The organism is Ensifer sp. ENS03 (assembly GCF_014852035.1).
GTDB classification, from domain to species: domain Bacteria; phylum Pseudomonadota; class Alphaproteobacteria; order Rhizobiales; family Rhizobiaceae; genus Ensifer; species Ensifer adhaerens.
This window is the reverse complement of sequence record NZ_JACVAV010000003.1, coordinates 466,935-491,739: the sequence shown is the minus strand read 5'-3', so window position 1 is coordinate 491,739 and position 24,805 is coordinate 466,935. Positions and strand designations below refer to the sequence as shown.

Here is a 24,805-nt window from a genome sequence, read left to right as displayed (position 1 = left end):
CCATCTCACGGCGATTTGACAGACCGGTGAGCACGCCACTGCCACAGTTGTCAGCCTGCCGGCCGTCTCGCAAAAGCTTCGACGAAGCGCGTCAGGCTCTGCTCGACAAAGGCCGTGACCGGCACCTGCGGGTCGAAGCTCCACCAGAGCAAGGATCCCTGCCATTGCGACGCCATCAGCAGACCGAGCCCCGGGCTCGCAGCGGGAAGGCCGGCGAGGCATTCGTCGAGCACGCCTGCGAGCACGTCGCGCCACTTTGCGCCGCGGGCACGGAGCAACGGATCGCGCAGGTCTTCCCGCAGAATCCTGAGGTCGTCGGCATAACTGTCGATACCGCCATAATCGCCCGAGAGGCCGACGAGCAGCGCGATGGCGCCCTCCGGCGTCCGCGGTACGCTCGCCATCAGCTCCGCCGTCTGCCCGTCCAGCCCGTCCCAGGCCTGGCTGAGCGCCCGCTGGATCAGCTTCGCCTTGTTCTCGAAGCGCTGCACCAGCGTGGCGCCGGAAAGGCCCGTACGTGCAGCCAGCGCCGCGAAGGTCAGGCGATCTGGACCATCGGCCCGCATCAATGCGAAGGCGGCGGCCAGCAGCTCTTCGTCAGGCATGGTTTTTGGGCGAGGCATCTTGACTCTCATTTATAACCGAACAATCATTTATATATCACACGAGCAGGAAAACGCCAGTCGGCAAGCGGCCGCGAAGGAGAAGAATCATGACACTCGAAGGACAAGTCGCCCTCGTTGCTGGCGCGACGCGCGGCGGCGGGCGCGGCATCGCGACCGAACTTGGCGCCGCCGGCGCTACCGTTTACGTAACCGGCCGCACCACGCGGCAACAGCAATCCGATTACGGGCGTCCCGAAACGATCGAGGAAACCGCCGAGATCGTCACCAGCCTCGGCGGCAAGGGCATTCCCGCCCAGGTCGACCATCTGCAGCCGGCGCAGGTACAGGCGCTTGTCGAGCGCATCCGCAGCGAACAGGGACGGCTCGACATCCTCATCAACGACGTCTGGGGCGGCGAGTTGCTGTTCGAGTGGAACAAGCCGGTCTGGGAGCACAATCTCGAAAACGGGTTGAAGCTCCTGCATCTCGGCGTCGATACGCACCTGATCACCGCCCACTATGCCCTGCCGCTGATGATCGAGAAGCCCGGCGGCCTCTTGGTCGAGGTGACCGACGGCACCGCCGAGTACAATGCCGAGAACTACCGGCTGTCGCCGTTCTACGACCTTGCCAAGGTTTCAGCGAACCGTATGGCCTGGGCCCACGCCAAGGACCTTTCGCCGCACGGCGCAACCGCGGTTTCGATCACGCCCGGCTGGATGCGGTCGGAGATGATGCTCGAACATTTCGAGGTCGGTGAAGACAACTGGCAGGACGCCACAAAGAACCAACCGCACTTCGTCATTTCGGAAACGCCACGTTTCGTCGGCCGCGCCATCGCGGCGCTCGCGGCCGATCCGGACAAGGCCCGCTGGAACGGCCAGTCGCTGTCGAGCGGCGGGCTGGCGCAGGTCTACGGGTTTTCCGATCTCGACGGCTCGCGGCCCGATTGCTGGCGCTACATGCGCGAGGTGATGGAGGCGAGCAAGCCGGCCGACGCAACCGGCTATCGTTAGGCGTTGCCGCCAAAACCCGTCACCGGCAAACTTGAAACGACGGGCGGCCTCCTATAGTTCGGTGTTTCGGGCAACCAAGCGCCGCCGCCCGCCATCCGGATGTGGCAGCGCTATCGAGTGTGATTGAACATGGCATCGCGGGATCGGTATTCGAGAAAGCTGGAATGCGCCAAATGCGGAGCCGCCGGCTTCGCCGAAGCGTCGGAAAACGACAAAGGCAAGGGCAGCAATCGCGGCTTCACCATCGACGTGATGCCCAAGGGCTTCTCGACTGAACGCACCTCTCCCGACCCCGCCAAGCACATGGTGCGCTGCCGCTGCGGCAACGTCTTTGCCTTCAAGCAGAAGACCGTCTATGCGCCCGGCAGTGAGCCGCGGGACTGACGCATCGGGACTTTTCCGGCGCCCGCGTTGAGAAAAAATTCACCATCTTGTCTCAACATCGACCCAATCGGCGGTCAGCTATGGCAGCGCGCGTTCAAGAACTTTTGATCGCGAGCGCCAGGGACAAAGGCTTGCAGCCAGGGCTGTCACCGCTTAATCGCTGAACTTGAGGCTGAACCGAACTGCGTCGAACGCAACCGGCCGGCACACACGCCACACGAAGGACGCTTGGTGGCGGAAGCATTTCCAGGAGCCCGCATGCGGCGCGAGACGATCAAGAGCCCTTCTTCCGAGACACCTCAGGCCGGCAGGATATTCGCGCAGGTGCGACGGATGCGGCATGCCTTGGCGATCGGCGCGATGGCCCTGGCGCTGTCCGGCTGCATGGCGCTCGACGCCGACGACGTGCGCGAGCCACCGCCGATCCCGGCCAAGCTGATCGCCGCCATGGCCAAGAACGGCAGCAAGCCGGAAAGCCCGGTGTTGATCCGCATCTTCAAGCAGGAAAGCGAACTCGAGGTCTGGAAGCAAAACAAACAGGGCCAGTACGCCCTGTTGAAGAGCTATCCCATGTGCCGCTGGTCCGGAAAGCTCGGCCCGAAGACGAAGGCCGGCGATCGCCAGGCGCCGGAAGGTTTCTACCACGTCTCCGCCGGCATGCTGAACCCGAAATCGCAATATTTCCTGTCGTTTAACCTCGGATACCCGAACCGGCTGGAATCGGCGCTCGGCTACACCGGTGAAGCGCTGATGGTGCACGGCGCCTGCTCGTCGTCCGGCTGCTACGCCATGACCGACCAGGGTGTCGGCGAAATCTATTCCGTGGTGCAACGCGCGCTCGCCGGCGGCCAGGGCACATTCCAGGTTCAGGCCTATCCCTTCCGCATGACGGCGGAGAACATGGCCAAGCACCGCGGCGACCCGAATTTCGACTTCTGGAAGAACATCAAGCAGGGTTACGACATCTTCGAGGCGACGAAGCGCCAGCCGAAGGTTTCGGCCTGCGGCCGCCGCTACGTCTTCAACACCGATTTCGCCGATGGCGAACCGTCCGACCCGCTTGCCGCCTGCCCGGCGGCGATCTCCACGCCCGATGCCGGACTGGTGGCACGACTGCAATCGGAGGACGCGAAGCTCGCCGGCATGATGACCAACCAGACGTCGGCGCCGCTGAACGCCTATGTCGATGGCGGCATGCATCCGAGCTTCCGGGCGCTTCTTGAGAAAAACGGTGCTGAAAAGCTGGCCGCGAAGATCTCGGGAACTAAGTATCCTATCAGCCGACCCGAAGCGGCGCTGGCGGACCCCTACGCCGGCCTGTGATCGTTCCGTCGGCTGGCGACGCACAATTGACTTAAAAGGTCGGTTGCATCGCCGGTAGCGAATAGAGGACGATCGAGGATTACATGCCCGAAAGAGAGTTCCGCCGCCGCGCCTTCCTGCAGCTTTCCGCCGGGTTGGCGGCCGTTGGTCTCGCCGGCTGCGCCTCGCCGCGGCCTACTGTGACGCGCTCCTATGCGCCGGAACCGGTTCCCGAGACCAACACGTTCCTGGCCGACATGTACGGCGAGAAGCCGAACGAGCCCTACCCGCTGCCGGCCATTCCCTACGAGAAGATCGATCCGCGCTTCTACCGCCAGATGGTCGCCGATCCGACCGGCGAAAAGCCGGGAACGCTGGTCGTCGACGTCGGCAGCCACTTTCTCTATAGGGTCTATGAAGGCGGCCAGGCGATGCGCTACGGCGTCGGCCTCGGGCGTGCCGGTTTCGCCTGGGCCGGGCGCGGCGTCATCCAGTACAAGCGCGAATGGCCCCGCTGGAAGCCGCCGAACGAGATGGTGGCGCGCCAGCCCGAGCTGCAGCAATTCAGCATCGAGGCGGGCGGCATGGATCCCGGCCTCAAGAACCCGCTCGGCGCCCGCGCCATGTACATCTTCCAGAACGGCGAAGACACGCTCTACCGCATTCACGGCTCGCCGGAATGGTGGACGATCGGCAAGTCGGTGTCGTCGGGCTGCGTGCGCATGATCAACCAGGACGTCGTCGATCTCTACAACCGCGTGCCGAACGGCACGCCGATCGTCGTCACCGATCTCTCGGGCGGCGGCATGGTGCAATCGCAGCCGATGCAGGACGCGCAGCCCCTGCCGGATGGGCAACCATTGCCGGACTCCCAGCCGGTGCAGCGGTCGCCCGACTATATGCTGATGGGGCCGGACGGGCTGCCGCTTCCGCAGCCACTTTGAGGCAATCCGTCCGGCAAGGGCGCAGAAATTACGCCAGATTGTCGCCCATCACAGGACGAGCAGCGGCGTCTTGCCTCTGACGCGATCATAGAGATCGATCGCGTCCTGCTGCAGCATCCGCACGCAGCCCGCCGACGCGTTCTTGCCGATCGAGCGCCACTGCGGCGAGCCGTGGATGCGGTAAAGCGTATCCTGGCCGTCCTGGAAGATATACATGGCGCGGGCGCCGAGCGGATTGTCGAGGCCCGGATCCATGCCGCCGGCATCGATGCCGTATTTCTTGAGGTGCGGCTGGCGTGCGACCATGTCGTCGGGCACCGTCCAGCGCGGCCACTTGCGCTTCCACTGCACGACGGCACGCCCCTTCCAGGCGCGGCCGGCTGCACCGAGACCGACGCCGTAACGGATGGCGCGGCCGCCGGGCAGGACGTAGTAGAGGAACATCGTCTGGGTATCGACGACGATCGAATGGGGCGGCTCGTTGGTGGCATAGGCCACTTCCTGGCGCAGGAACTGCGGCTTGATCTCGGTGTGCTGGATGCCCGGGACGTCGTAGCCTTCGTCCTTCACCGGCGCGTAGATTCTGGCATAGTCGAAGGTCTTCGTCGGCACGCCCGCCGCATCCGCCGCCTTTTCCGGCGAGCCGCCATCACCGCCGATCGGCTCGATCAGCTTCGGTTTCGGTTCGGGTTTCGGGATCTGCGTGCAGGCGCTCAAAACAGAGCTGGCGATCACCGCGAGCAGCGACCGGCGGGACAAATTCATCGACACTGTATTCAATTCCAGAGTTGGAGATTTCGGTTGGGAGGTCCGAGGGGAGGCCCAAGGCTGTTGGGCCGAACCGTGACCGAAATGTGGTGAAAATCTTTCTTTGGCGTGGATCGCTTGCGCGAGGCGGTACTCGTTTTCGAAGTGTTGCAGAATTCCCGCGCTCGCTGCCTGCCCTCACCTAACCGATCGCCATGTCGCCCTTGGTCGGATCCGGAATGACGACGATGGTGCTGCCGTCGCGGACCTGATCATGGAGGTAGACGACATCCTGATTGAGCAGGCGAATGCAGCCGGAAGAGACCGCCTTGCCGATCGAAAATGCCTCGGGACTGCCATGGATGCGGTAGAGCGTGTCCTTGCCGTCCTTATGGATATAGAGCGCGCGGGCGCCGAGCGGGTTCTTGATGCCCGGGGGCATGCCGCCATTGGCGATGCTGTAGGGCTGGAGTTTCGGCTGACGCGCGACCATCTCGTCGGGCGGCGTCCAGCGCGGCCATTTGCGCTTGTAGGCGACGATCGCCCGGCCCGACCAGGCAAAGCCCTCGCGCCCGACGCCGATGCCGTAGCGCATCGCCCGCCCGCCCGGCAGCACGTGATAGAGGTATTTCGCGGGCGTATCGACGATCAGCGTGCCGGGCCGCTCACTGGTCGGATAATCCACCTCCTGCCGCCAGAACTTCGGATCGACCTCGGCGATCTTCACCTCGGGGATCGGAAACTGCTCGTCGGGCATCGCATAGTATATCGGCGGCACCGTCCGGCCGGCTGAGGGGCGGACGGGCGTGACGGCTGCCGGCACCACCGCCGGCGTCGGGCGGGCGGTCGCGCAGCCGGTGACGAACAGCGAGGCCGCGCCGACGACAAGGCTGCGGCGGGTCAGCGTGATGCCGGTCTTGTGATCGGCCGTGGAGGAAGAAGGCTCGTGTGCTTCGGTCATATCGGGCATTCAACGATTCGATTGTTGCAATGCCGCCTCAGAGGGAAGTCCTACCTTAAGGCTGCCTTAAGGGAGTGATTAAAGGATCGCGCTCTCAGAAATGTTAGGAGTAGCGATGCGAGTCCTGATCGTCGAAGACGACGATATCCTTAGAGACGGCCTGAAGGTCGGCCTGGCGCTGGCGGGCTTCACCACCGATGCCGTCGGCACCTGCGATGCGGCCGCGACGGCGCTTGCCGCCAACGGCTTCGACGCGGTCGTGCTCGACCTGATGCTGCCCGACGGCTCCGGTCTCGACATTCTGCGGGACCTGCGCGCCAGGCAGAGCGACATTCCGGTGCTGTTATTGACCGCACGCGACACCGTGCGCGATCGCGTCGCCGGCCTCGACACTGGCGCCGACGACTATCTCGGCAAACCCTTCGACCTCGACGAGGTCGCCGCCAGGCTTCGGGCGCTGGCGCGACGCTCCAGCGGCCGGGCGAGCGCCGCGCTGGAATGGTCGACGCTCAGGCTCGATCCGGCCAGGCAATCGGTGGAACAGGCGGGCAAACCGGTGCAACTCTCGCGGCGCGAATATTCCATCCTGCATACGCTGATGTCGCACCCGGGGGTGATCTTCTCCAAGACCAAGCTGGAAGACAAACTCTACGGCTGGCAGGAGGAAATCGAGAGCAACGCCGTGGAGGTGCACATCCACCATCTGCGCAACAAGCTCGGCCCGGGACTGATCGAAACCATCCGGGGCATCGGCTACCGGCTGGGCGGAGCCGGCTGATGCAATCGCTGCGCGCCCGGCTTTTCGCCATCCTCCTGATCACGACGGGGCTCCTGTGGCTATCGGCCACCGTCTGGATCTTCCTCAGCACCCGCGCCGAAGTCGAGCGCGTGCTCGACGCGCGGCTGATGGAGGCGGCGCGCATGGTGAATTCGCTGATCGTCAGCCCAGACATGATGAAGGAAGAAGGCGACACCCATGCCAACCGCCCGGCACAGAGCGCAATCAGGATCCCGCTGCTGGAGCACCCGCATTACGACCGGCAGCTCTCCTGCCAGATCTGGTCGCTGGACGGAACTCTGATCGGTAAGTCGGACAGCGCGCCCGACACAACGCTTGCGCCCCACGCCATGGGCTTTTCCGAAACCGTCATCAACGGCGAGACCTGGCGTGTCTTTGCGGTGGAGAATGCGAGCCTCGGCGTGCGCGTTCTCGTCGGTGACAACCTGCGCATCCGCGACCGGCTGGTCAACGACCTGGTCAAGGGGCTGTTGCTGCCGGCGCTGCTGATCATTCCGCTTCTGGCCGTGCTGATCTGGCTCTGCGTCGGGCGGGGCCTCGCGCCGCTGCGCAAGCTTGCCGGCGACCTTGCCGCGCGTGAAGCCTCCGACCTGCACGCGATCGAGGACACCGGGACGACGCGCGAGATCAGCCCGGTCTTGAAGTCGCTGAACGGCCTTTTTGCCCGTGTCGCCGGCGCCCGCGAGCGCGAGCAGAATTTCATCGCGTTTGCCGCCCACGAGCTGCGTACGCCGCTGGCGGGCCTCAAGACGCAGGCGCAGGTGGCGCTCGCCAGCAACGACGGCGAAATCCGCGAGAAGGCGCTCGGCCAGATCGTCGCCGGTGTCGACCGGACCGGAAAGCTGGTGCGGCAACTGCTCGATATTGCCTCGGTCGAAGCCACCGAGAGCGGCAGGCCGGCGGCCGGTTTTGATGTCGGCGAGATGCTGACAAGTCTTCGCACCGAACTCGCCGGCCAGGCGCGTCGCGTCGATGTTGTCGTCGACGGGGCGATGTCCGGTCTCAGGATCAATATGGATCCGGACCTCTTCCGGCTCGCGGCGCGCAACCTGCTCGAAAACGCCATCAACCATTCGCCACCGGGCGCAATGGTCTCTTGCCACGCCGAGATACGAGGCCAGCATCTGGTCATCGCGATCGACGACGAGGGGCCTGGCATCCCCGAGGAGGAAATGCCGCGCGTGACCGAGCGCTTCTTCCGCGGCCGGTTCAAGGCGGCGGCCGGCAGCGGGCTCGGCCTCAGCATCGTCGAGCGTGCGCTTGACCGAACCGGCGCCGAACTCGAACTGCGCAACCGACCGACCGGCGGCCTCTCGGCTCGCATCGTATTGTCGCAAGCCCTCGCGCCGTGAGCGATCGGGATTGTTTCAAACAGAGGGGGATGCGGGCGGAGACCGCACCCGTGTTGTCGTCTCGCTCTAAGCGCTTTTCCGCATCGGCGGGTCCGGCAGCGGCACCGCGGCCATCAGCGCCCGGGTGTAGGCGTCCTGCGGATCCTCGAACACGGCGCGGCGCGTTCCCATCTCGACGATGCGGCCGCCGCGCATGACGGCGACATGGTGCGACATCCGCTCGATCACAGCCATGTCGTGCGAGACGAAGAGATAGGCAAGACCCATCGTCTCCTGCAGTTCGAGCATCAGATCAAGCACGCGGGCCCGCACTGACACGTCGAGCGCGGCCACGCTTTCATCCGCGACAATCAGCTTCGGATTGACCGCCAGCGCGCGGGCAATGCAGATGCGCTGCCGCTGTCCCCCGGAGAACTCGTGCGGATAGCGGCTGGCGGCATCGGGCCCAAGCCCGACACGGCGCAACAGATCGGCGACGCGATCCGTGCGTTCGCTGCGATTGCCGATGCCATGGATGAGCAGCGGCTCGGCGATCGCCGCCCCGACCGCCATGCGCGGGTCGAGCGAGGCATAGGGATCCTGAAAGATCATCTGCGCGGAGCGGCGCACGGGCCGCATCTGGCGTTGCGACAGCGCGCCGATCTGCTGGCCGTCGATCGCCACATCGCCATCGAATGGAATGAGGCCGAGTACCGCCTTGCCGGTGGTCGACTTGCCCGATCCGCTTTCGCCGACGAGCCCCAGCGTCTCACCGGGGAAGATGTCGAAGGAAACGTCGCTGACGGCGGCGGCCAGCTTCTTTTCACCCAACAGTCCGCTGGGCTTTTTTCCGTAGTGGACAGCGAGGTCACGCACGGACAGGACCGGGCTCGCCGCCCGCGGGACGGATGCCGCAGCCGTTGCGGCGATGCGCGGCGGGCCGTCGGTTCCGGCATGCGCGCCCAGCCTCGGTACGGCCGCCAATAACTCCTGCGTGTAGCGCTCGCGCGGCGAGCGGAAGATCGGCAATACGTCGCCCTGCTCGACGATGCGGCCCTGCTGCATGATGACCACGCGGTCCGCCATCTGCGCGACCACGCCCATGTCATGGGTGATCAGCACGATCGAAGCGCCGAATTCCCGCTTCAGTTCCTTCATCAGCGTCAGGATCTGCGCCTGCACGGTAACGTCGAGTGCCGTCGTCGGCTCGTCGGCGATCAGCACCTTGGGTCGGCACGATAGTGCCATCGCGATCATCACGCGCTGCCGCATGCCGCCGGAAAGCTCGTGCGGATATTGCGTCATGCGCCGCGCCGGCTCGGTGATGTGCACCGCATCCAGCATGCGCAGGGCGACGGCACTCGCCGTTCCCCCCTCGGAACCCTGATGTTCGCGAATGGCCTCGGTCAGTTGCTCGCCGATCGACATCACGGGATTGAGCGATGTCATTGGCTCCTGAAAGACCATCGCGACATCGCCGCCGCGCACGCTGCGCATCGCACTGTTGGAGAGCTTCGAGAGTTCGCGCCCTTCGAGCTTGATGCCGCCGGAGGCGATCCGCAGCGAGGCTTTCGGCAGGAGCCCCATGACAGCAAGCGAAGTCACGGATTTGCCCGAGCCGCTCTCGCCGGCAATGCACAGCGTTTCGCCGCTCATGAGGTTGAAGCTGACGGCATCAAGGACCCTTCGCGGCCCTTGCGGCGTCAGCGCATCGACGCAGAGGCCATCGATGCCGAGCACGGGTGCTGCCGTTGTCACGAAAAGACGATCCTCGGGAAGTAGAAGGAAACGACCCAGTTCGGAGCGTCGACGATCTCGCTGATGCGGAGGTCGCCGCAGACCGAGCAGAGCAGATAGGCATCGACCGGACTCAAGCCGTGTTCGGCGCCAAGCAGGTCGATCATGCGCATCAGGCTTTCGCGCGCGCCGGTCATCAGATCCGGGCCGATGCCGGTCGTCACCTCGTAACCGGCAGCATCCAGATGACGGGTCACCGGACCCGGCGTAGTGAACCGCGGGCTGGCGAGACGGGCATCCTTGACGAGCTCGATCGTGGCTTCGACCTCCATCTGGCTCTCGATCGCGGTGCCACAGACCTCGCCGTCGCCCTGGGCTGCGTGGGTGTCGCCGATGGAAAACAGCGCGCCCTCCACCTCGACCGGCAGATAGAGGGTGACGCCCGATGTGAGATCGCGAATGTCGAGATTGCCGCCGACCCGGCGCGGCGGCACCACCGAATGCAGGCCCGGTTCGGCCGGCGCGACGCCGATCGTGCCGGCGAAGGGCTTCAACGGCACGCGGCCGCCCGGTCCATAGAGCGCCGGCGCCATGGTATTCGCATCATAGGACCACATGTGCAGCGCCGGATCGGTGAACTGATCGGCGAGCAGGCCGAAGCCCGGAATGTTGGCCGTCCAGCCAACGCCCGAGGGCACGAAGCGGCGGATCGTCACCTTCAGCGCGTCGCCGGGCGCAGCACCTTCGACATAAACAGGCCCCGTCACCGGATTGATCTTCTCGAAGTCGAGCGAGGCCAATGTGTCGAGCGTCGAGCCAGCGCCGAGCTGCCCGCCGGAAGAATCCAGGCATTCGAAATGGATGGTCTCACCGGGCTTGGCGATCAGCGTCGGCTCGAAGTCGCGGTTCCAGCCGAAATGATGCTTGGCGCGATGGATGGTGTGTGTGCAGGCAACGCACATGAAATCTCTCCCAAACTCATGAAGAGGCTCCCCGAAGACGACCTCCGGAGAGCCTGACGCTTATTGCTTCACGAAGATCGCGTCGTAGTTGATGACCCGGGTCGGATCGACGTAGATCTCGCCCTCGCCGCCCATGCGCGGCGACTTGGCAACGACGCGGCGCTCGTTGGTGACAGGCACCCACGGCGCATCGGCCATAATGTCGGTGAAGATCTTGCCCCATTCCGCCTGACGCTCGGCCGCCTTTGCCGGATCGGACATGGAATCGGCGGCAACGGCGCGCTTGTCGAGTGCCTCGTTGCAGTACCACGACCAGTTCCAGCCGCCCTGGACCGCACCGGAGCAGCCGAGGATCGGGCCGTAGAAGTTCGACGGGTCCGGGAAGTCGGCGATCCAGGCCATACCACCCGACCAGATCATCGGCGCTTCGCCTTCGGTGCCGCCGGCGGCAATGACGTTGGCCTGGGCCAGCGCCCGCACCTCCGCCTTGATGCCGATGGCGGCCAGATCCTGCTGGATCGCCTGGGCGATGCGCGGCTGCGGGTCGGTGTTGGTCGAATAGAGCACCGTCTCGAAGCCATCGCCATGTCCGGCCTCGGCGAGCAGGGCCTTCGCCTTCTCGACGTCATAGTCATAACCGGTGAACGCCTTGTCGTAACCCGGCATCAGCGGCGGCAGCGGCTGGTTGGCGGGCGTCGCGCGACCATTGAGGATGCGGGTGATACGCTCCTTGTTGATCGCCATATTGACGGCCTGACGAACCTTTACGTCGTCGAAGGGCTTCACCTTGGTGTTGAGCGTGACATAGCCGGTATGGAGCTGCTGTCCATCGACGATAATCTCGGCGCCTTCAGGCGAATTCTTGATTTCGAGGAATTTTGCCGGCGGAATACCGTCCCCGGCAATATCGACCTCCCCCTTCTGCAGTCGCAGCAGCGCCACCAGCGGTTCCTGGCCGACCTCGACGGTGAACTTGTCGATATGCGGCATGTCCTTGACGAAATAGTCGGGGTTGCGCTCGAAGGTCAGGCTCTGACCGACGGTCCAGTCCTTGAGGACGAAGGTGCCGGAGCCGACCGGCTTCTTGCCGAAGTCGCCGGCGGCAGCCTCGACCGCTTCCTTCGGCACGACCGAGGCGAAGTTGACGGCGAGCACGTGCAGGAAGGTTGCGTCCGGGCGCGACAGGTGGAAGACGACAGTCGCATCATCCGGCGCCTCAATGCCTTCAAGCGTCGCCGCCTTGCCGCCCGAGAGATCGTCGAAGCCCTTGATCGCGCCGAAGAAACCGGCGCCCGGCCCCTGCGTCTTCGGGTCGACCGCCCGTTCGATCGAATACTTCACGTCCGAGGCGACGATCTCGCGGCCGTTGGTGAATTTCACGCCCTTGCGCAGCTTGAACGTATAGGTCAGGCCATCCGGCGCGACGTCGAAGGTTTCGGCGAGCGACGGCACCAGCTCGGTGGTACCCGGCTTGTAGTCCATCAGGCGCGAGAACAGGCTCTTGATCATCGACCAGTTGACCCAGTCGTAGCCGATGGCGGGATCGAGCGTGGCGATATCGTCCTTGTAGGTGATGACGATATCTCCGCCCTGTTTCGGTGCATCCTGTGCAAGGGCCGAGAGCGGTGCTGCGAGCAGTGCCGCAGCGACGGTTGAAGTTCGAAGCCAGCTTTTGAACATTGTTGTTCCCCTTTTTGGTTGGTTTCGGATTAGCGGGCGCGGATGCGCGGATCGATGAGCGGCGCGACGAGGTCGGCAAGGAGGTTGCCAAGCACGATCGCGAGCGCCGAGACGAGCGTCACCCCCATGATGATCGGAATGTCGACCTGCTGGATCGCCTGCCAGGCGAGCTGGCCGATGCCTGGCCAGCCATAGACGGCCTCGACGACAACGACCCCACTCATGAACTGGCCGATATCGATGCCGATCATGGCGATGACGGGTAGAAGCGCGTTCGGCAGCGCGTGGCGGAAGATGATGCGGAACGAGGACAGGCCCTTGGCACGTGCGGTGCGCACATAATCCTGGTTCAAGACGTCGATCATCGCCGAGCGCACCATGCGCGCATACCAGCCGGCACCGAGGATGCCGAGCGTCAGCGCCGGCAGGACCACATGGGCGAAGCTGCCGAAGCCGCTCATCGGGAACCAGGCGAGCGTGACCGCGAAGACATAGAGCAGCAAAAGGGCCGCAACGAATTGCGGTGCCGAGACGCCGACGAAGGATGCCATCATCACGAGCCGATCGACGAAACCGCCGCGCCGGATGGCCGCTACGACACCGAGAAACACGCCGAGCAGGACTTCGACGAAAATGCCGGCCGCCATCAGGATCAGCGTTGCCGGCAGGCGCGCCGCGATCAATGTGCCGACATCGGTCTTCTGCGCGTAGGAGCGACCGAGATCGCCCTGCACCAGCCCCTGGAGATAGCTCCAGAACTGAACGAGCAGCGGCTGGTCGAGCCCGAGTTCCCGGCGAATGTTGGCGACCGTCTGCGCCGTTGCGCTGCGCCCGGCGATCATGCGCGCCGGGTCGGCGGGAAGCGCATAGAGCAACAGGAAGGTGATGGCGGCAACGCCGAGCATGATGAGCGCGGTCTGCACGAGACGGCGCAGCAGAAGGAATGCCATCTCAGCCCCTCCCGCGTTGCGTCGGGTCGAGGATATCGCGGAGCGCATCGCCGACCAGATTGAAGGAGAGCGCGGTCAAAAGGATGACGGCGCCGGGGATGAACACCAGCCAGGGCGCGGCCTGGAAATAGCTCTGGCTCTCGAAGATGATGTTCCCCCAGGAGGGTGTCGGCGGCTGGACGCCGATGCCGAGGAAGGAGAGCGTCGCTTCGAGCAGCACCGTGGTTGCGATGCCGAGCGTGCCCCAGACGATCGCCGTCGGCACCAGATGCGGCAGGATGTGGTGAAACAGGATGCGCCCGTGGCCGGCACCGAGCGAGCGCTCGGCGAGGATGAAGTCGCGTTCAACCAAGCCACGGGTCTCGGTATAGACGATGCGGGCGACCTGGACCCAGTTGACGAGCGCGATCACCATGGCGACGATCCAGAGGCTTGGGCGCAGCAGTGCGGCAAGCACGATCGCCAGCAGCAGCGCCGGAAAGGCCATCATCAGGTCGGTGAAGCGCATCAGTGCGCTGCCGATAAGGCCCCGCATGTAGCCCGAGAGAATGCCGATCATGAGCCCGATCGAGACGGCAACGCCATTGGCGACGAGGCCGATGACGAGCGAAGTTCGGGCGCCGTAGAGCAGGCGCGAAAAGAGGTCGCGGCCGAGCGTATCGGTACCGAGCAGGAACTGAGCACTCGGCGGCAACGGCGCGCCTTCGAGCGTCAGCCCGTCGAACATCTGTTCGTCCGGGCTATAGGGGGCAACCAGCGGAGCGGCCACAGCGAGCATGACGACCAGTGCCACGACGACGAGACCGAACAGCGCCGCCGGCTGCCTGAACATGGATTTCAAAACCTGCATCAACCGGCCTCCGGCAGGGGCTCGGCACCGCCGAGGATGGAACCGGCGATCTGCTCCATCGACAGGCGCTTTTTCATCGCGCAATTGCGCAGGATTCCATAGGCTTGTTCTTCGTTGACATGGCAGGCCTGACCGATCTTCTGCACGGCGGCATGAACGAGCGGGCGCATGCGCACCCGTTCTTCGAGATGGGCGATCTTGTCGGCGACGGCGCGGCGCTCCTCGTGGATCCCAACCGCCAACACCAGGGCCGGGTAGACCGCCGAGGACGCGACCGGCTTGGCGATGATGGCCGCAACCCCCTGCCCCATCGCCCAGGCGACCCGGCCCGGTGCTTCCGAGCCGAGCAAGGCGATCAGCGGCCGTGGCGCCTGTTCGTCCTTCCAGGGCAAGAGCCCGCTCCAGCCCTGGTCAGCGTCGACGAGGATGATATCGGGCAGGTCGCGCGCATCGAGCGGCTGCCATTGTACGGTGACGTCGAAGCCGAACAGCGTGAGCTGTCGCACCAGCCGCTCCGTCGTCTGGTCTTCGCGGTGCAGGATTGCCGCACGCCAGCCGGTGAAGTTCGGTGTTTCCCTCATGAGACGATCCGCAATTGGGGCGCCTTGCGCTTGCGCTGGCCGGTCAGATAGGGGTCGGCGGCAATTGACGGCAGCGATGTGACGATGTCGAAGCCTCCGTCGTCGCTGATGCGGCCGAGATGGAACGGCAACGCCGCATGGTGGGTCTGCGGATCGATCCTGAGCGGGCCGAGCACACTCTGATGCGCCGCTGCCGAAACAAGCTGCGTGATCGTCGCGGGATCGTCGACGCCCGCCTCGATGATCGCCTCGGCGCAAAGCTTGACGGAGGCATAGGCGCTGGCAAACAGGCTGGAGATGCGCCGCCCGGGCCCGAAGCGACTAGCAACGCGCAGCTTGAAGGCCGCATTGTCGGGCGAAACCACCGTGTCGAAATAGGAGGCGGCACAGAGCTGGCCGGTCGCGACCCCGAGGCCGATATCCGTCAGCTCGCACTCCTGAAGGTCGCAGCTGACGACGGGGCAGTTTTCCGGTCGGAACCCCGGATCGCGCACGGCGAGCGCCCGGATCGCCGCGTGAAAGGCGTAGCTGGAAGGACCGACGAGATTGTTGAGGATGAAACTCGGCCGGCGCTGCTCGATTTCGGCGACGATCCGCTCGACCGCGGTTTCCTCCAGCGGCAGGTAACGCTCGCCGAGGATTGCGCCGCCGGCTTCCTCCACCAGCTCACGCGCCAGGCGGTTCATTTCCCAGCCCCAGACATAGTTTGCGCCGATCAGATAGGGCCGGTTGCCGAAACGCGGCAGCAGATAGTCGAGCAAGGGCAGCAAATGCTGGTTCGGGCAGCCGCCCGTATAGATCACGTTGTCGTTGGCCTCGAAGCCCTCATAGGGGCACATGTACCAGAGCAGGCCGTCGTGCTTTTCGACAAGCGGAATGACCTCCTTGCGAGCGAGCGAGGTGATGGTGCCGATGATGTGGCGGCATCCGTGGTCGCGCAGCAGCGATCTGGCGCCTTCGAGATAGCGGTCGATATTGGCTTCCGGATCGATGAAAACCGGCTCGATCCGGCCCGGATGGCTTGCCGCAATCTCCTCGATCGCCAATTCCGCGCCGTCGCGACAGTCGCGGCCCATCGTCCCGTAGGGCCCGGTCGTCGAATAGAGGATGCCGATCTTTACCGCGCCGCTCATGTACCCGCCAAAAACCAAAAACCCCACGACGCCGGGCCCATCGAAGATGGGGGCATCATGGGGCGAAACTGCCCGTCGACCATCGAGGTCATGTGAATGGATTGATCATGCTCAATCTGAGAGCATGATTAAGATACGGGCAATCGACGGCTGTCAAGCAAGGATTGGCAAGCTCGCAACCTATTATACGCAACTTTACAGACAGAGGCGGGTGGAGCACCGCAATCAAGCGCCACTGCTGCGCGGAGGCGCGTAGGAGGACATTCGGCCGGCCCGCATGCCGGCCGGCCGGGTCCATGTCCGGTCAGAACTTGCGGCTGATCGCGATCTTGAAGTTGCGGCCGGGCATCGCCGAGATCCCGTCGCTGAGATAGGGCTCGTAGTATTTGTCGAAGATATTGTCGACCGCGAGATGCACTTCGCCACCCTCCATGAAGCCCGATGTCGGCGTCCAGTCGAGGAAGAGGCCGTGCACCGCATAGCCGGCACTCGGCGGGCGCGCGTAGGTCTGTCCGCCCTGATTGTAGGGCGTGCGGTTCTGGTCGTCGACGAAGGTGCCTGTCCAGCCGAAGGCGAGGTCCTGATCCGGTACCTTGATCCCGGCCGTCGCGATCACGGTCAGGGGCGCCAGATCGTTGATATAGGTGTCCGGTCCCCAGACGTTGTTGACGGCGCCGGTCCGCTCGCCGGTCATCCAGGACACGCCGAGATCGGCGAACATACGCTCGGTCTCGTAGTGCGCCTGCCACTCGATGCCGCGGATATCGTAGGACGGCGTGTTCCAGTAAAATGGCACGTTGCCGGTAACGTCGGCGAGGTTGGCCGTGCCGAACCGGCGCGTTACCGGATTGGAGACGTGGTTGTTGTAGACCGAAATACGCGTCGACAGCATGTCGTCGGTCGTCAGCACGTCGTTGAAGCTCAAGTCGACACCAATGTTGAAGGTGCTGTTACGCTCGACCTCCAGATCACGGCTGGTGCCGGAAGCCTTGGTAAGCACGCTCTGGGTCGAATAGATTTCGTCAATGTTGGGCACCCGCATCGCATAGGCCCAGTCGGCAAAGAACCGCACCGACGGCGTGGCTTCCCATGACAGGCTGATCGCCGGCGTCACACCCTGGTGCGACACGGCTGAATAGTCGTGCCCGGCCAGCGGATTGTTGAACCGCGGCGCCTCGTTCGGCACGCCCTTCGAGCGCACATGGTCGTAGCGCAGGCCCGGCGTCACGGCAAACGTGTCCGTCAGTTCGATCCGATCGCGAACGAAAGCGGCAAAGGTCTTCTGCGAGCCCTCGGGCATGAACCAGGGGGCGTAGGAGCCGTAGTTGTACTGCGCCTGGGTGCGGTTGGCGATGTCATACATCCAGATGTCCCGGTCATGATCCAGGTACTGAATGCCATAGTTCAGGCTGTGCGACAGTCCGCCGAGCGTGAAGTTGGAGGTATTCTCCGCTTCGAACTTGATATCGGTGTAGGTGGCATCGTTTTCGTAGCCGCCGACGGATGCGCTGGGGTTGAGCCCCGGAATGTCGGGCCGCTTCGCATGCTGGCCGGTCGACGAGAAGCTCCCCATCATGCGGTAATTCGCCAGGTCGCTGTCGCCCGTATAGCTATAGGTAAGCGTCGAGGTGAAATCCTCGATTTCACGCCAGGTGAGAAGCCGGCGCATCGCTTCCTTGTAGCCGTAGCGGGTGATGTTGTAGTCCGACGGCGCCGACTGGCCGCGGATGGCGGCCACGGGTCCCCAATTGTCGTTTTGGCCGTAGGCGACCGTCCCCCTGATCTCGTGGCCGTCATATGCGGCACCGACATTGGCAAGCAGGGTGGTCAGCTTCGAGTTGGAATAGTTGTAGACCTCGCCGCCGCCGACGCGCATGTCGTCGCTTTTGCGCCATGTGCCGGCCAGAAGGCCATCATAGGTGATGGGGCCGCCGAAATCCGACTTTCCGTAGAGCGCGCCGGTTTCGAGAAACTGCTTGTTGGCACTCTGGAAACCGGACTTGGCCCAGACGCCCCATTCTTCGCCGGGCCTGAGCATGTCAGCCGCGTCCTTGGTCTCCATCAGCACCGTGCCGCCGAAGCCGCCATTGCCGTAGCGCACCGATGTCGCGCCCTTTTCGATCTCGACGCGCTTGAGCAGTTCGGGCTCGATGAAGACTGTGCCCTGGTCGTACTTCTCGAAATTCTTCGGCGCGCCGTCGAGGATGATCCGCACGTCAGACTGCCGGGCAAAGCCGCGGATGGCGAGCGTTTGTCCTTCGATGCGCACGCCACCGCCCATCGACACGCCGGGCGTCTTCTGCAGCAATTCCGGAAGGCTCGATGCCTGGGCCTTTTCGATGTCCTCAGCATCAAGGACCGCGATGTTCGGCGCGCGGTCACCGTCCTTGGCGTCGCCGCGGGCGACAATGGGCGCGAGCTTCGTGCCTTCGCCGTCTGCCGGCGTCGCGGCTTCCACCGCACCCATCAGTTTCACCGTCGAGCTGCCGACGAAACGATAGCGGACGCCCGTTCCGCTCAGCAACCGCGCCAGCGCCTCTTCGGCCGTCATCTCGCCGGAAAGGCCTGGCGTGGTGACGCCAGAGGCGACCGAGCTGTCGAACACCACCTGAAGCTTGAGCTGTGAGGCCAGGCGATTGACGGCCGTCGTCAGCTTGCCCGCAGGTACGTCGACGTGATGCCGCACCGCATCTTGCGCAAGAGCGATGGTGGTGGTGAGGGCAAACACGGTGCCTGCCATCAGCAGGTTGAGAATTCCGGATTGGCGGCGGCGGCCGGTCGTATTCGAATATGACATGATGGTTCCAGACAGAGAGATGGCCGAAACGGCCGGGGTCTGGTTTCTGGACGAACGAGGTGCCGGTTCAGGGACACCTCGTCCTCGATTTTTTTAGCGCAGGATCGTGACGTAGCGTCCGATCCGGGTGACCTTGACGTCGAAGGCTTCGGCAAGACCTTGCAATGCGCCGACGGGATCGGAGAGATCGAAGCTGCCGGACACCCGCCTGGCGCCGACGCCGGCATCGGCGATCAGGATCTTGCCGGGAACGTAGCGCCCGATTTCCTCGACGACGGACGCGATCGTGCGTTCCTCGAAAACCAGGCGCCCCTGCCGCCATGCTGCTGCCACGAATGGATCGACCGGCGTGACATCGCCGAGCCGGCCGTCATGGTCGTAGCTGACCTGCTCGTTGACCGCGACGCGGCGCGGCGGCATTGCCGCGTCCGTCGCGACCGATACGGCGTGTTCGAGAACGGTGACGCTGGTGCCGTCGTCGGTGAGGTTGACGTCGAATGCCGTCCCGAGTGCCGTCGTCGTGCCGCCTCCGGCCTTAACGACAAAGGGCCGTTGGCTGTCGGCCGCGACCTGGACGAAGGCCTCGCCACGCAGCAGCACGATCCGCCGCTCGGCGGAAGTGAACTGATAGGCGACGGCCGACTGGGCGTTGAGCTGCAGTGTCGAGCCATCCTCAAGGGTAAGAATCGGCCTTTCACCCTTGCCGGCGATGACGTCCGCCTGCATCCACAGGGCGCCGTCGAGCGCAACAAAAATGCCGGCGCCGACGCTGACGATGGCCGCCAGCGCTGTTGCGGTTTTTCGCCGCGTCCCTGTCCGCTTCACCGCCCTTTGGGCGAATTCCGGTTCGCGCCGGATCAAGAGCGATGCGTCACCGATCGCCCTTTGAGCGCGCGCAAAAATCTCGGCATGGGCAGGATCCTCCGCGCGCCAGCGTTCGAAGGCGAGCTGCAACGCTTCATCGTCGGGATCACCCGTCAGGCGGACGAGCCAATCCACCGCCTGCTCGCGCATCCTCCTGTCGCGCGCCGTCACAACACCTCCTCCAACCGGTCGAGGCAATGCAGATAGGCCTTGCGCAGATGCCGGTCGACCATGTTGCGACTGATCCCTGTGCGCATGGCGATTTCGTCCGAGGTGAGGTTGCCGATGCGGCTTGCGAGAAAGACGCGCCGCCGCTGCAGCGACATGTCCATGATCGCCCTCTTCAGGATCGCCAGCCGCCGGGGAAGATCGATGTTGGCATCAGGCGCAGTGATATCGCTGGCGACAGCCAGAGCGTCTTCTTCGCTACCGGAGAAAAGCTTGAACTCGAAGCGGTCGCGCCGCAGCCGGTCGATACCGAGATTGGCACAGGCGCGGCGCAGAAACGCCCTGAGCGACGACTTGCCCTCAAGCGGCGTGCGCCGATCGACCAACCGAACATAAAGCTCGTGAACGACCTCGTTCGCGGTTGCCGCCTGGTGACCACGCCGCCGCGTCATCGCGCAAAGCTCGTCGTAGTAGGCGACGATCGCGTCGTCGAGCATCAAATGCGAAGATGATTTCTCTGGCATGATAGGTTTCAGGGCCGATCCGGAGCCGTCGGCAGAGCGAAGATGAGAGACAGGGCGCGGTGCAGACGAGGCAGCGCCGGCGTTCATTAGCGCGCCCGTGCGGTGCGCACAACAAATATGAGTATTGTACTCATCTTTAATTTCCGAGGCCGTCAGCAGTGCAACTAGCTCGAAAGGAGGCGTTGACCTCAGGGCTCAGAGTGAGACCCTCAGGCAGGGTTCACGCCGGTTATCAGCAAGAGCCAGATTTCCGGGCGACAAGAACCGAAAGGAGAAAGTCATGGCAGCGAACGGCAGCCTCAACGGAAAGTGCTTCTGCGGCGCAGTCGAGATCGAAGTGAGCGGCGATCCGGCCGCCATGGGTTATTGCCATTGCAGTTCCTGCCGAAGCTGGTCGGCAGGCCCGGTCAACGCCTTTACGCTCTGGCCACCGGAGAAGGTCAAGATCGTCAAGGGTGCGGACAATCTGGTTGGCTACCAGAAGACGGCAACGAGCGTGCGCAAATGGTGCAAGGCCTGCGGCGGGCATCTCATGACCGAACATCCGCTCTGGGGTGTCACCGACGTCTTTGCAGCGGCAATCCCGTCGCTTGCCTTCAAGCCGATGCTTCATGTCAACTATCAGGAGACGGTGCTGCCGATGAAGGACGGCCTGCCGAAGTATCGGGACTTCCCGCCGGCCTTCGGCGGAACGGGCGAGATGATGGCGGAATAGCTCATTTTCTGAGCACAATTCCGGACGGAAAACCGCTGTGCGCTTTTCCTGGAATTGCTTTACGCCTGCGCGGCGCCGGCCAGATAGTGCTGGAGCGCCGTGCGGGTATTGACGAACAGGCGGTCAGGGCCGAGCTGATCGGCAAAGCCGGATGCGCGCACATAGGCAAGCACGTCCGGGTTCAGCTCGGCCAGCCAGACGGTGACGCCGTGTTCGCTGATGCGGCGCTCGCCCTCCATCATCATCTGCAGCGCCGAATATTCGATGTCGAAAACCCGGCTCATGTCGAGCACGACAACTCTGGGCTTCTGCTTTGCGACCAGCATCTGCGCCTGGTCGGCCACCTGCTGGGCATTGCCAAAAAAGAGCCGACCCTCCGGGCGTAGGATCAAAAGTCCCTCGAAGGTCTCGTCATCGGGGTGCGCGGACGAGAGCGGCCGCAGCCGATCGGTGCCGCGCTTGCGGCCGACGACATAGACCTTCGCCGAGGCCGCCTGGCGCGCGAGCCCGATGAAGGACAGCACGATTGCAACGATGATGCCCTGCAGCGTGCCGAAAAACAGCACGCCGAGAAAGGCGGCCAACGCCCAGTGAAACTCCATCAGCCGGACCTTGCGGACGGAGAGGAAGTCCGCGGGCTTGATGAGCCCGACCGAGTAGACGATGACGATCGCCGCAAGCACGGCCTGCGGCAGCAGGCCGAGCAGCGGCGCCAGGACCAGCATGGTCGCAGCCGCAGCCGCCGCGGTGACCAGAGACGCCATCTGGCTGTGGCCGCCGACCGCTCGCACCACGGCGGTTTGCGACGTGCCGCCGCCGGCACTCATGGCACCGAAAAAGGCGCCCCCGAAATTCGCGGCACCCGTCGCCAGCAACTCGCGGTTCGCCCGGATCGGCGGGTCGGACGGAGCGGCAAAGGCCCGGCCGGCGGCAATGGTCTCGGTGAAGCTCATCAACGCGATGCCGAGCGCGCCCGGCAAGAGTTCCTGAACAAGACCCAAGCTCGGAAGTGTCAGCGAAGGCAGCGATTGCGGGATGAAGCCGACGGTGGAAACGCCGAGCGCGGCGAGACCCGCGAACCAGGAAAGCGCGATGCCCGCGGCCACCGCCAGAAGCGGCGCCGGCGAATGCGGCCAGAGGCGCTCCATCGCAAGCAAAGCCACCAGAGCCGCGGCCGCAATCGCGAGCGTGAGCATCGAGGTCTCGGACAGGTGCCCGGCGATGCTGAGGATATCGCGGAAGAAGCCTTCCTTGGTGATGTGAATGCCGAGCAGCTTCGGCACCTGGTCGAGCACGATGACAAGGCCGATGCCGGCCTTGAAGCCGATCAGCACCGGCGACGATATGAAATTGGCGACAAAGCCGAAACGCAGCAGCGATGCCAGGAACAGTAGCGCGCCGGTGAGCGCCGTCAGCGTCGCGGTCGCCGTCAGCAGCTTGGCCGGATCGCCATCCGGGACGGCAAGGCCGAGCTGCGTGCCGGCGAGGATCGCAAGCGTGGTGGTCGACGAGACGCTGAGAACGCGCGACGTGCCGAGAAGCGCGTAGATGATCATCGGCACGAAGGCGGTGTAGAGGCCGACACTGACGGGCAGGCCGGCGACCGTGGCATAGGCCATCGCCTTGGGCAGGACCACGGCGGCGGCCGTAAGACCTGCGATCACGTCGAGCCGCAGGCCCGCGGAGAGAGAGCGGCCGTCGCCGGCAAGTGAATGCTCATGCGATGCCATCCGGGTGGTCCTTTGGCAGGAGCTTTCATGAGATTATTCTAAAGCGATAGCACTCGGCCAAAGCGGTTGCAAGAAATGCAACTGACGGCATCGCATCCCGTTTGCCGGCCGGAAAACAGGCGCTGGAAGCCGACCCGACTCAGGGCTATCTTCAGAGCGGCGGCGGTGCGTTCGCGAAGGGATTTCGACGGCGGCAAGCGAGCCTTGGGCCGATCGTCTTGGGGGCGCGGCTGGTTCGCCTTCCAGGCCTATCCGCGAGAGGGAGGATTGCGTGGCGGAATCTCAACGCCGGCGGCAGACGAAGAGAATGCGACGCCGGTTCTTCTCCAATCTCTACCAGCAGCTTCAGCTGCTCTGGCCGATCTTCTCAGCGATCCTGATCGTAATGGCAGGAACCGGCGTCGTCATCGGCCGCATCGAAGACTGGCGGCTCGACGAAGCGTTCTATTTCACCTTCGTCACGGGCCTGACCATCGGCTACGGCGACATCACGCCGAAGCATCTGAGCGCTCGGGTGCTGGCGCTGGTGATCGGTTTTTCCGGCATCGTACTGACCGGCCTCGTCGCTGCGGTCACCGTGCAGGCGCTGAATGAGACTAGCCGGGATGAGACCGACGACCACTGAGGGGGCAAGCCGGCAAGCCTTGCCCGCCCCCTCGTTTGACGGGTCAGCCGGCCACGAACCGGCCCTCGGATACGATCTCCGACAGCGCCTTGCGCGGGCTTGGCTGCTCGCGCTGCTGCAGCGCTTGCGGAAGCAGCGCCTTGTCGCCGAGACGCCCGATCGCAACGGCCGCTTCGATCCGGTAGTTCTCGGGCACGCCGAGCTCCGTTCGCGCGCGCTCATAGTCGAGACCGGCCATACCGTGCGCCTGCCAGCCGGAATGCGCTGCCTGCAGCGCAAGCGCACCCCAGGCGGCACCGGCATCGAAGGAATGGGTGTAGGACGCCACCTCTTCGCTACCGCCGGGCGGCAACAGTGAAGTCTTCGACAGCACGAAGATCAGCGCCGATGCCTCCGCCGCCCAACTCCGGTTGAACTCGTTCAGGAGGCCGAGCAGCCTCTCCCAGCCTTCACTGCCGCGGCGCGCATAGACGAAATGCCAAGGCTGGGCATTGTAGGCGGACGGCGCCCAGCGAGCAGCCTCAAGAATCTCGAACAGCTCGGGCTCGGAAATCTCGGCACCCGAATAGGCGCGCGGAGACCAGCGCTCGAGAAAAAGCGGGTTGATCGCATAATCTGCGACACGGGAATTTACATGCAACGTCATGGGGATGTTCCATTCATCGACGGCGTGCCGCCGTCACTTCAGGTAATTGTTGGCGGATTTGGTCACTGACGGCCGAAGCTTTGATAGCGTCCGCAGCGGCTTTTCAAGGTCGAGATCTCATCGGAGAGTTCGGCAATGCGATCCTTAAGCTCATGGACCGTGCCATCCTCGATATCGTCGAAACCAAAACAATCGCGTGCCTCGTGCAGTTCCAGCCGGCCCTGCAGGACCTCGCGGATTGCACTCAAACGCTCGTATTGCCGCAACATGCTCATCATGGACCTCATCTCAGGCGGCCGCCGCAAACTCGCGCCGGCCGACACCACCGAGATTATCCACTTAAACAGTAGATTAAAGGAATTCTGACCCAAAGAGCGGGCGGGACGTGGAAAACTGCTCCGCCCGGGCGACGACGCTGCGTCGCGGGCAAGAAAAGACCCAGGCGGTGGGAGGTCCGCCCGGGTCTTTTGAAATCATACGGTTGGGCGAAATCATGCGGTCGGGCGGTCGTGCCCGTCGGGGCGGTTGCCGTCGAGAAAGCCCATATCCCGCTTCAGGTGATCCGACAGATCCCTGACGTCGACGACATCGGTCGTCCGGCTCTTCCTCGCGAACAGGAGCGCCAGCCAGGAACCGACGGAAAAATCGTTTGTCGACGAAAAACTACGTACTTGAATGGTTGTCATAGCCGTCATCCTCTTCATCAATCCGTCTAATGGACGGACCTTGAAAATGGTTGTGGACGGCATCAACT

25 protein-coding genes are annotated in these 24,805 nt (G+C 64.1%); 8 read left to right on the top strand and 17 right to left on the bottom strand.

Annotated features, from left to right (window positions below):
- Positions 1-50: 50 nt before the first annotated feature.
- On the bottom strand, positions 51-623 hold the full coding sequence (locus tag IB263_RS15125; RefSeq protein ID WP_110818821.1) for a TetR/AcrR family transcriptional regulator: 573 nt from the start codon (positions 621-623) through the stop codon (positions 51-53).
- 89 nt (positions 624-712) lie between these two features.
- Here IB263_RS15125 and IB263_RS15120 point away from each other — a divergent pair, with 89 nt between their 5' ends.
- From IB263_RS15120 to IB263_RS15105, 4 genes are all read left to right on the top strand, one after another.
- The gene (locus tag IB263_RS15120; RefSeq protein WP_192438662.1) at positions 713-1,621 is read left to right on the top strand and encodes an SDR family oxidoreductase; all 909 of its coding nucleotides are present in this window, start codon (positions 713-715) and stop codon (positions 1,619-1,621) included.
- A gap of 129 nt (positions 1,622-1,750) precedes the next feature.
- Positions 1,751-2,005, top strand: coding sequence for a hypothetical protein (locus IB263_RS15115; protein WP_034805462.1), 255 nt, complete (start codon positions 1,751-1,753; stop codon positions 2,003-2,005).
- Between the two features lie 333 nt (positions 2,006-2,338).
- On the top strand, positions 2,339-3,328 hold the full coding sequence (locus tag IB263_RS15110; RefSeq protein WP_110818853.1) for a murein L,D-transpeptidase family protein: 990 nt from the start codon (positions 2,339-2,341) through the stop codon (positions 3,326-3,328).
- An 83-nt stretch (positions 3,329-3,411) separates the two neighbouring features.
- Positions 3,412-4,251 carry a L,D-transpeptidase gene (locus IB263_RS15105; RefSeq protein WP_082566580.1) on the top strand — a complete coding sequence of 280 codons (840 nt, stop codon included), beginning with the start codon at positions 3,412-3,414 and terminating at the stop codon, positions 4,249-4,251.
- A gap of 48 nt (positions 4,252-4,299) precedes the next feature.
- On the opposite strand, the gene IB263_RS15100 is transcribed toward IB263_RS15105, so the two are convergent.
- Both IB263_RS15100 and IB263_RS15095 read right to left on the bottom strand, forming a co-directional pair.
- Entirely contained in the window at positions 4,300-5,016 is a 717-nt protein-coding gene (locus IB263_RS15100; RefSeq protein WP_060581073.1) for a L,D-transpeptidase, read from the bottom strand.
- 184 nt (positions 5,017-5,200) lie between these two features.
- The gene (locus tag IB263_RS15095) at positions 5,201-5,959 is read right to left on the bottom strand and encodes a L,D-transpeptidase (protein WP_113079263.1); all 759 of its coding nucleotides are present in this window, start codon (positions 5,957-5,959) and stop codon (positions 5,201-5,203) included.
- 115 nt (positions 5,960-6,074) lie between these two features.
- Here IB263_RS15095 and IB263_RS15090 point away from each other — a divergent pair, with 115 nt between their 5' ends.
- Positions 6,075-6,737 (top strand): response regulator transcription factor, encoded by a 663-nt coding sequence (locus tag IB263_RS15090; RefSeq protein ID WP_034805456.1) that lies wholly within the window; start codon positions 6,075-6,077, stop codon positions 6,735-6,737.
- Positions 6,737-8,110 carry an ATP-binding protein gene (locus IB263_RS15085; protein ID WP_110818823.1) on the top strand — a complete coding sequence of 458 codons (1,374 nt, stop codon included), beginning with the start codon at positions 6,737-6,739 and terminating at the stop codon, positions 8,108-8,110. The genes IB263_RS15090 and IB263_RS15085 overlap by 1 nt, the downstream gene beginning before the upstream one ends.
- 66 nt (positions 8,111-8,176) lie before the next feature.
- Here the strand turns inward: IB263_RS15085 and IB263_RS15080 are convergent, their stop codons facing one another.
- From IB263_RS15080 to IB263_RS15035, 10 genes are all read right to left on the bottom strand, one after another.
- A complete protein-coding gene (locus IB263_RS15080) occupies positions 8,177-9,847 on the bottom strand; it encodes an ABC transporter ATP-binding protein (RefSeq protein WP_110818824.1) in 1,671 nt (556 codons plus the stop codon).
- Positions 9,844-10,788, bottom strand: a complete 945-nt coding sequence (locus tag IB263_RS15075) for an acetamidase/formamidase family protein (RefSeq protein ID WP_034805446.1) — start codon at positions 10,786-10,788, stop codon at positions 9,844-9,846. The genes IB263_RS15080 and IB263_RS15075 overlap by 4 nt, the downstream gene beginning before the upstream one ends.
- A 60-nt stretch (positions 10,789-10,848) precedes the next feature.
- Positions 10,849-12,468 (bottom strand): ABC transporter substrate-binding protein, encoded by a 1,620-nt coding sequence (locus tag IB263_RS15070; protein WP_060601785.1) that lies wholly within the window; start codon positions 12,466-12,468, stop codon positions 10,849-10,851.
- A 29-nt stretch (positions 12,469-12,497) separates the two neighbouring features.
- Positions 12,498-13,418: an ABC transporter permease gene (locus tag IB263_RS15065; RefSeq protein WP_110818825.1), complete on the bottom strand. Its 921-nt coding sequence runs from the start codon at positions 13,416-13,418 to the stop codon at positions 12,498-12,500.
- A 1-nt stretch (position 13,419) separates the two neighbouring features.
- Positions 13,420-14,268, bottom strand: a complete 849-nt coding sequence (locus IB263_RS15060) for an ABC transporter permease (protein ID WP_060530383.1) — start codon at positions 14,266-14,268, stop codon at positions 13,420-13,422.
- Positions 14,268-14,849 (bottom strand): ANTAR domain-containing response regulator, encoded by a 582-nt coding sequence (locus IB263_RS15055; RefSeq protein ID WP_060521917.1) that lies wholly within the window; start codon positions 14,847-14,849, stop codon positions 14,268-14,270. Before IB263_RS15055 ends, IB263_RS15060 begins: the two co-directional genes overlap by 1 nt.
- On the bottom strand, positions 14,846-15,982 hold the full coding sequence (locus IB263_RS15050; RefSeq protein ID WP_060521916.1) for a transporter substrate-binding protein: 1,137 nt from the start codon (positions 15,980-15,982) through the stop codon (positions 14,846-14,848). The genes IB263_RS15055 and IB263_RS15050 overlap by 4 nt, the downstream gene beginning before the upstream one ends.
- Before the next feature lie 304 nt (positions 15,983-16,286).
- Positions 16,287-18,779 (bottom strand): TonB-dependent receptor, encoded by a 2,493-nt coding sequence (locus IB263_RS15045; RefSeq protein WP_192438661.1) that lies wholly within the window; start codon positions 18,777-18,779, stop codon positions 16,287-16,289.
- 93 nt (positions 18,780-18,872) lie between these two features.
- The gene (locus IB263_RS15040; RefSeq protein ID WP_127889785.1) at positions 18,873-19,814 is read right to left on the bottom strand and encodes a FecR family protein; all 942 of its coding nucleotides are present in this window, start codon (positions 19,812-19,814) and stop codon (positions 18,873-18,875) included.
- Positions 19,811-20,335 (bottom strand): RNA polymerase sigma factor, encoded by a 525-nt coding sequence (locus IB263_RS15035; RefSeq protein ID WP_034805426.1) that lies wholly within the window; start codon positions 20,333-20,335, stop codon positions 19,811-19,813. The genes IB263_RS15040 and IB263_RS15035 overlap by 4 nt, the downstream gene beginning before the upstream one ends.
- A gap of 280 nt (positions 20,336-20,615) precedes the next feature.
- On the opposite strand from IB263_RS15035, the gene IB263_RS15030 reads away from it, so the two are divergent.
- Positions 20,616-21,050, top strand: a complete 435-nt coding sequence (locus IB263_RS15030) for a GFA family protein (protein WP_034798487.1) — start codon at positions 20,616-20,618, stop codon at positions 21,048-21,050.
- Positions 21,051-21,109: 59 nt separating this feature from the next.
- Here IB263_RS15030 and IB263_RS15025 read toward each other — a convergent pair whose 3' ends face one another.
- Positions 21,110-22,780, bottom strand: coding sequence for a SulP family inorganic anion transporter (locus IB263_RS15025; protein ID WP_034798485.1), 1,671 nt, complete (start codon positions 22,778-22,780; stop codon positions 21,110-21,112).
- Positions 22,781-23,087: 307 nt separating this feature from the next.
- On the opposite strand from IB263_RS15025, the gene IB263_RS15020 reads away from it, so the two are divergent.
- The gene (locus IB263_RS15020) at positions 23,088-23,405 is read left to right on the top strand and encodes a potassium channel family protein (protein ID WP_034798484.1); all 318 of its coding nucleotides are present in this window, start codon (positions 23,088-23,090) and stop codon (positions 23,403-23,405) included.
- 43 nt (positions 23,406-23,448) lie between these two features.
- Here IB263_RS15020 and IB263_RS15015 read toward each other — a convergent pair whose 3' ends face one another.
- From IB263_RS15015 to IB263_RS15005, 3 genes are all read right to left on the bottom strand, one after another.
- Positions 23,449-24,051, bottom strand: coding sequence for a nitroreductase family protein (locus IB263_RS15015; protein WP_060583919.1), 603 nt, complete (start codon positions 24,049-24,051; stop codon positions 23,449-23,451).
- A 62-nt stretch (positions 24,052-24,113) separates the two neighbouring features.
- Entirely contained in the window at positions 24,114-24,329 is a 216-nt protein-coding gene (locus tag IB263_RS15010) for a hypothetical protein (RefSeq protein ID WP_371814112.1), read from the bottom strand.
- Positions 24,330-24,542: 213 nt separating this feature from the next.
- Positions 24,543-24,737, bottom strand: coding sequence for a hypothetical protein (locus tag IB263_RS15005; RefSeq protein ID WP_060583963.1), 195 nt, complete (start codon positions 24,735-24,737; stop codon positions 24,543-24,545).
- Between the last annotated feature and the right edge of the window lie 68 nt (positions 24,738-24,805).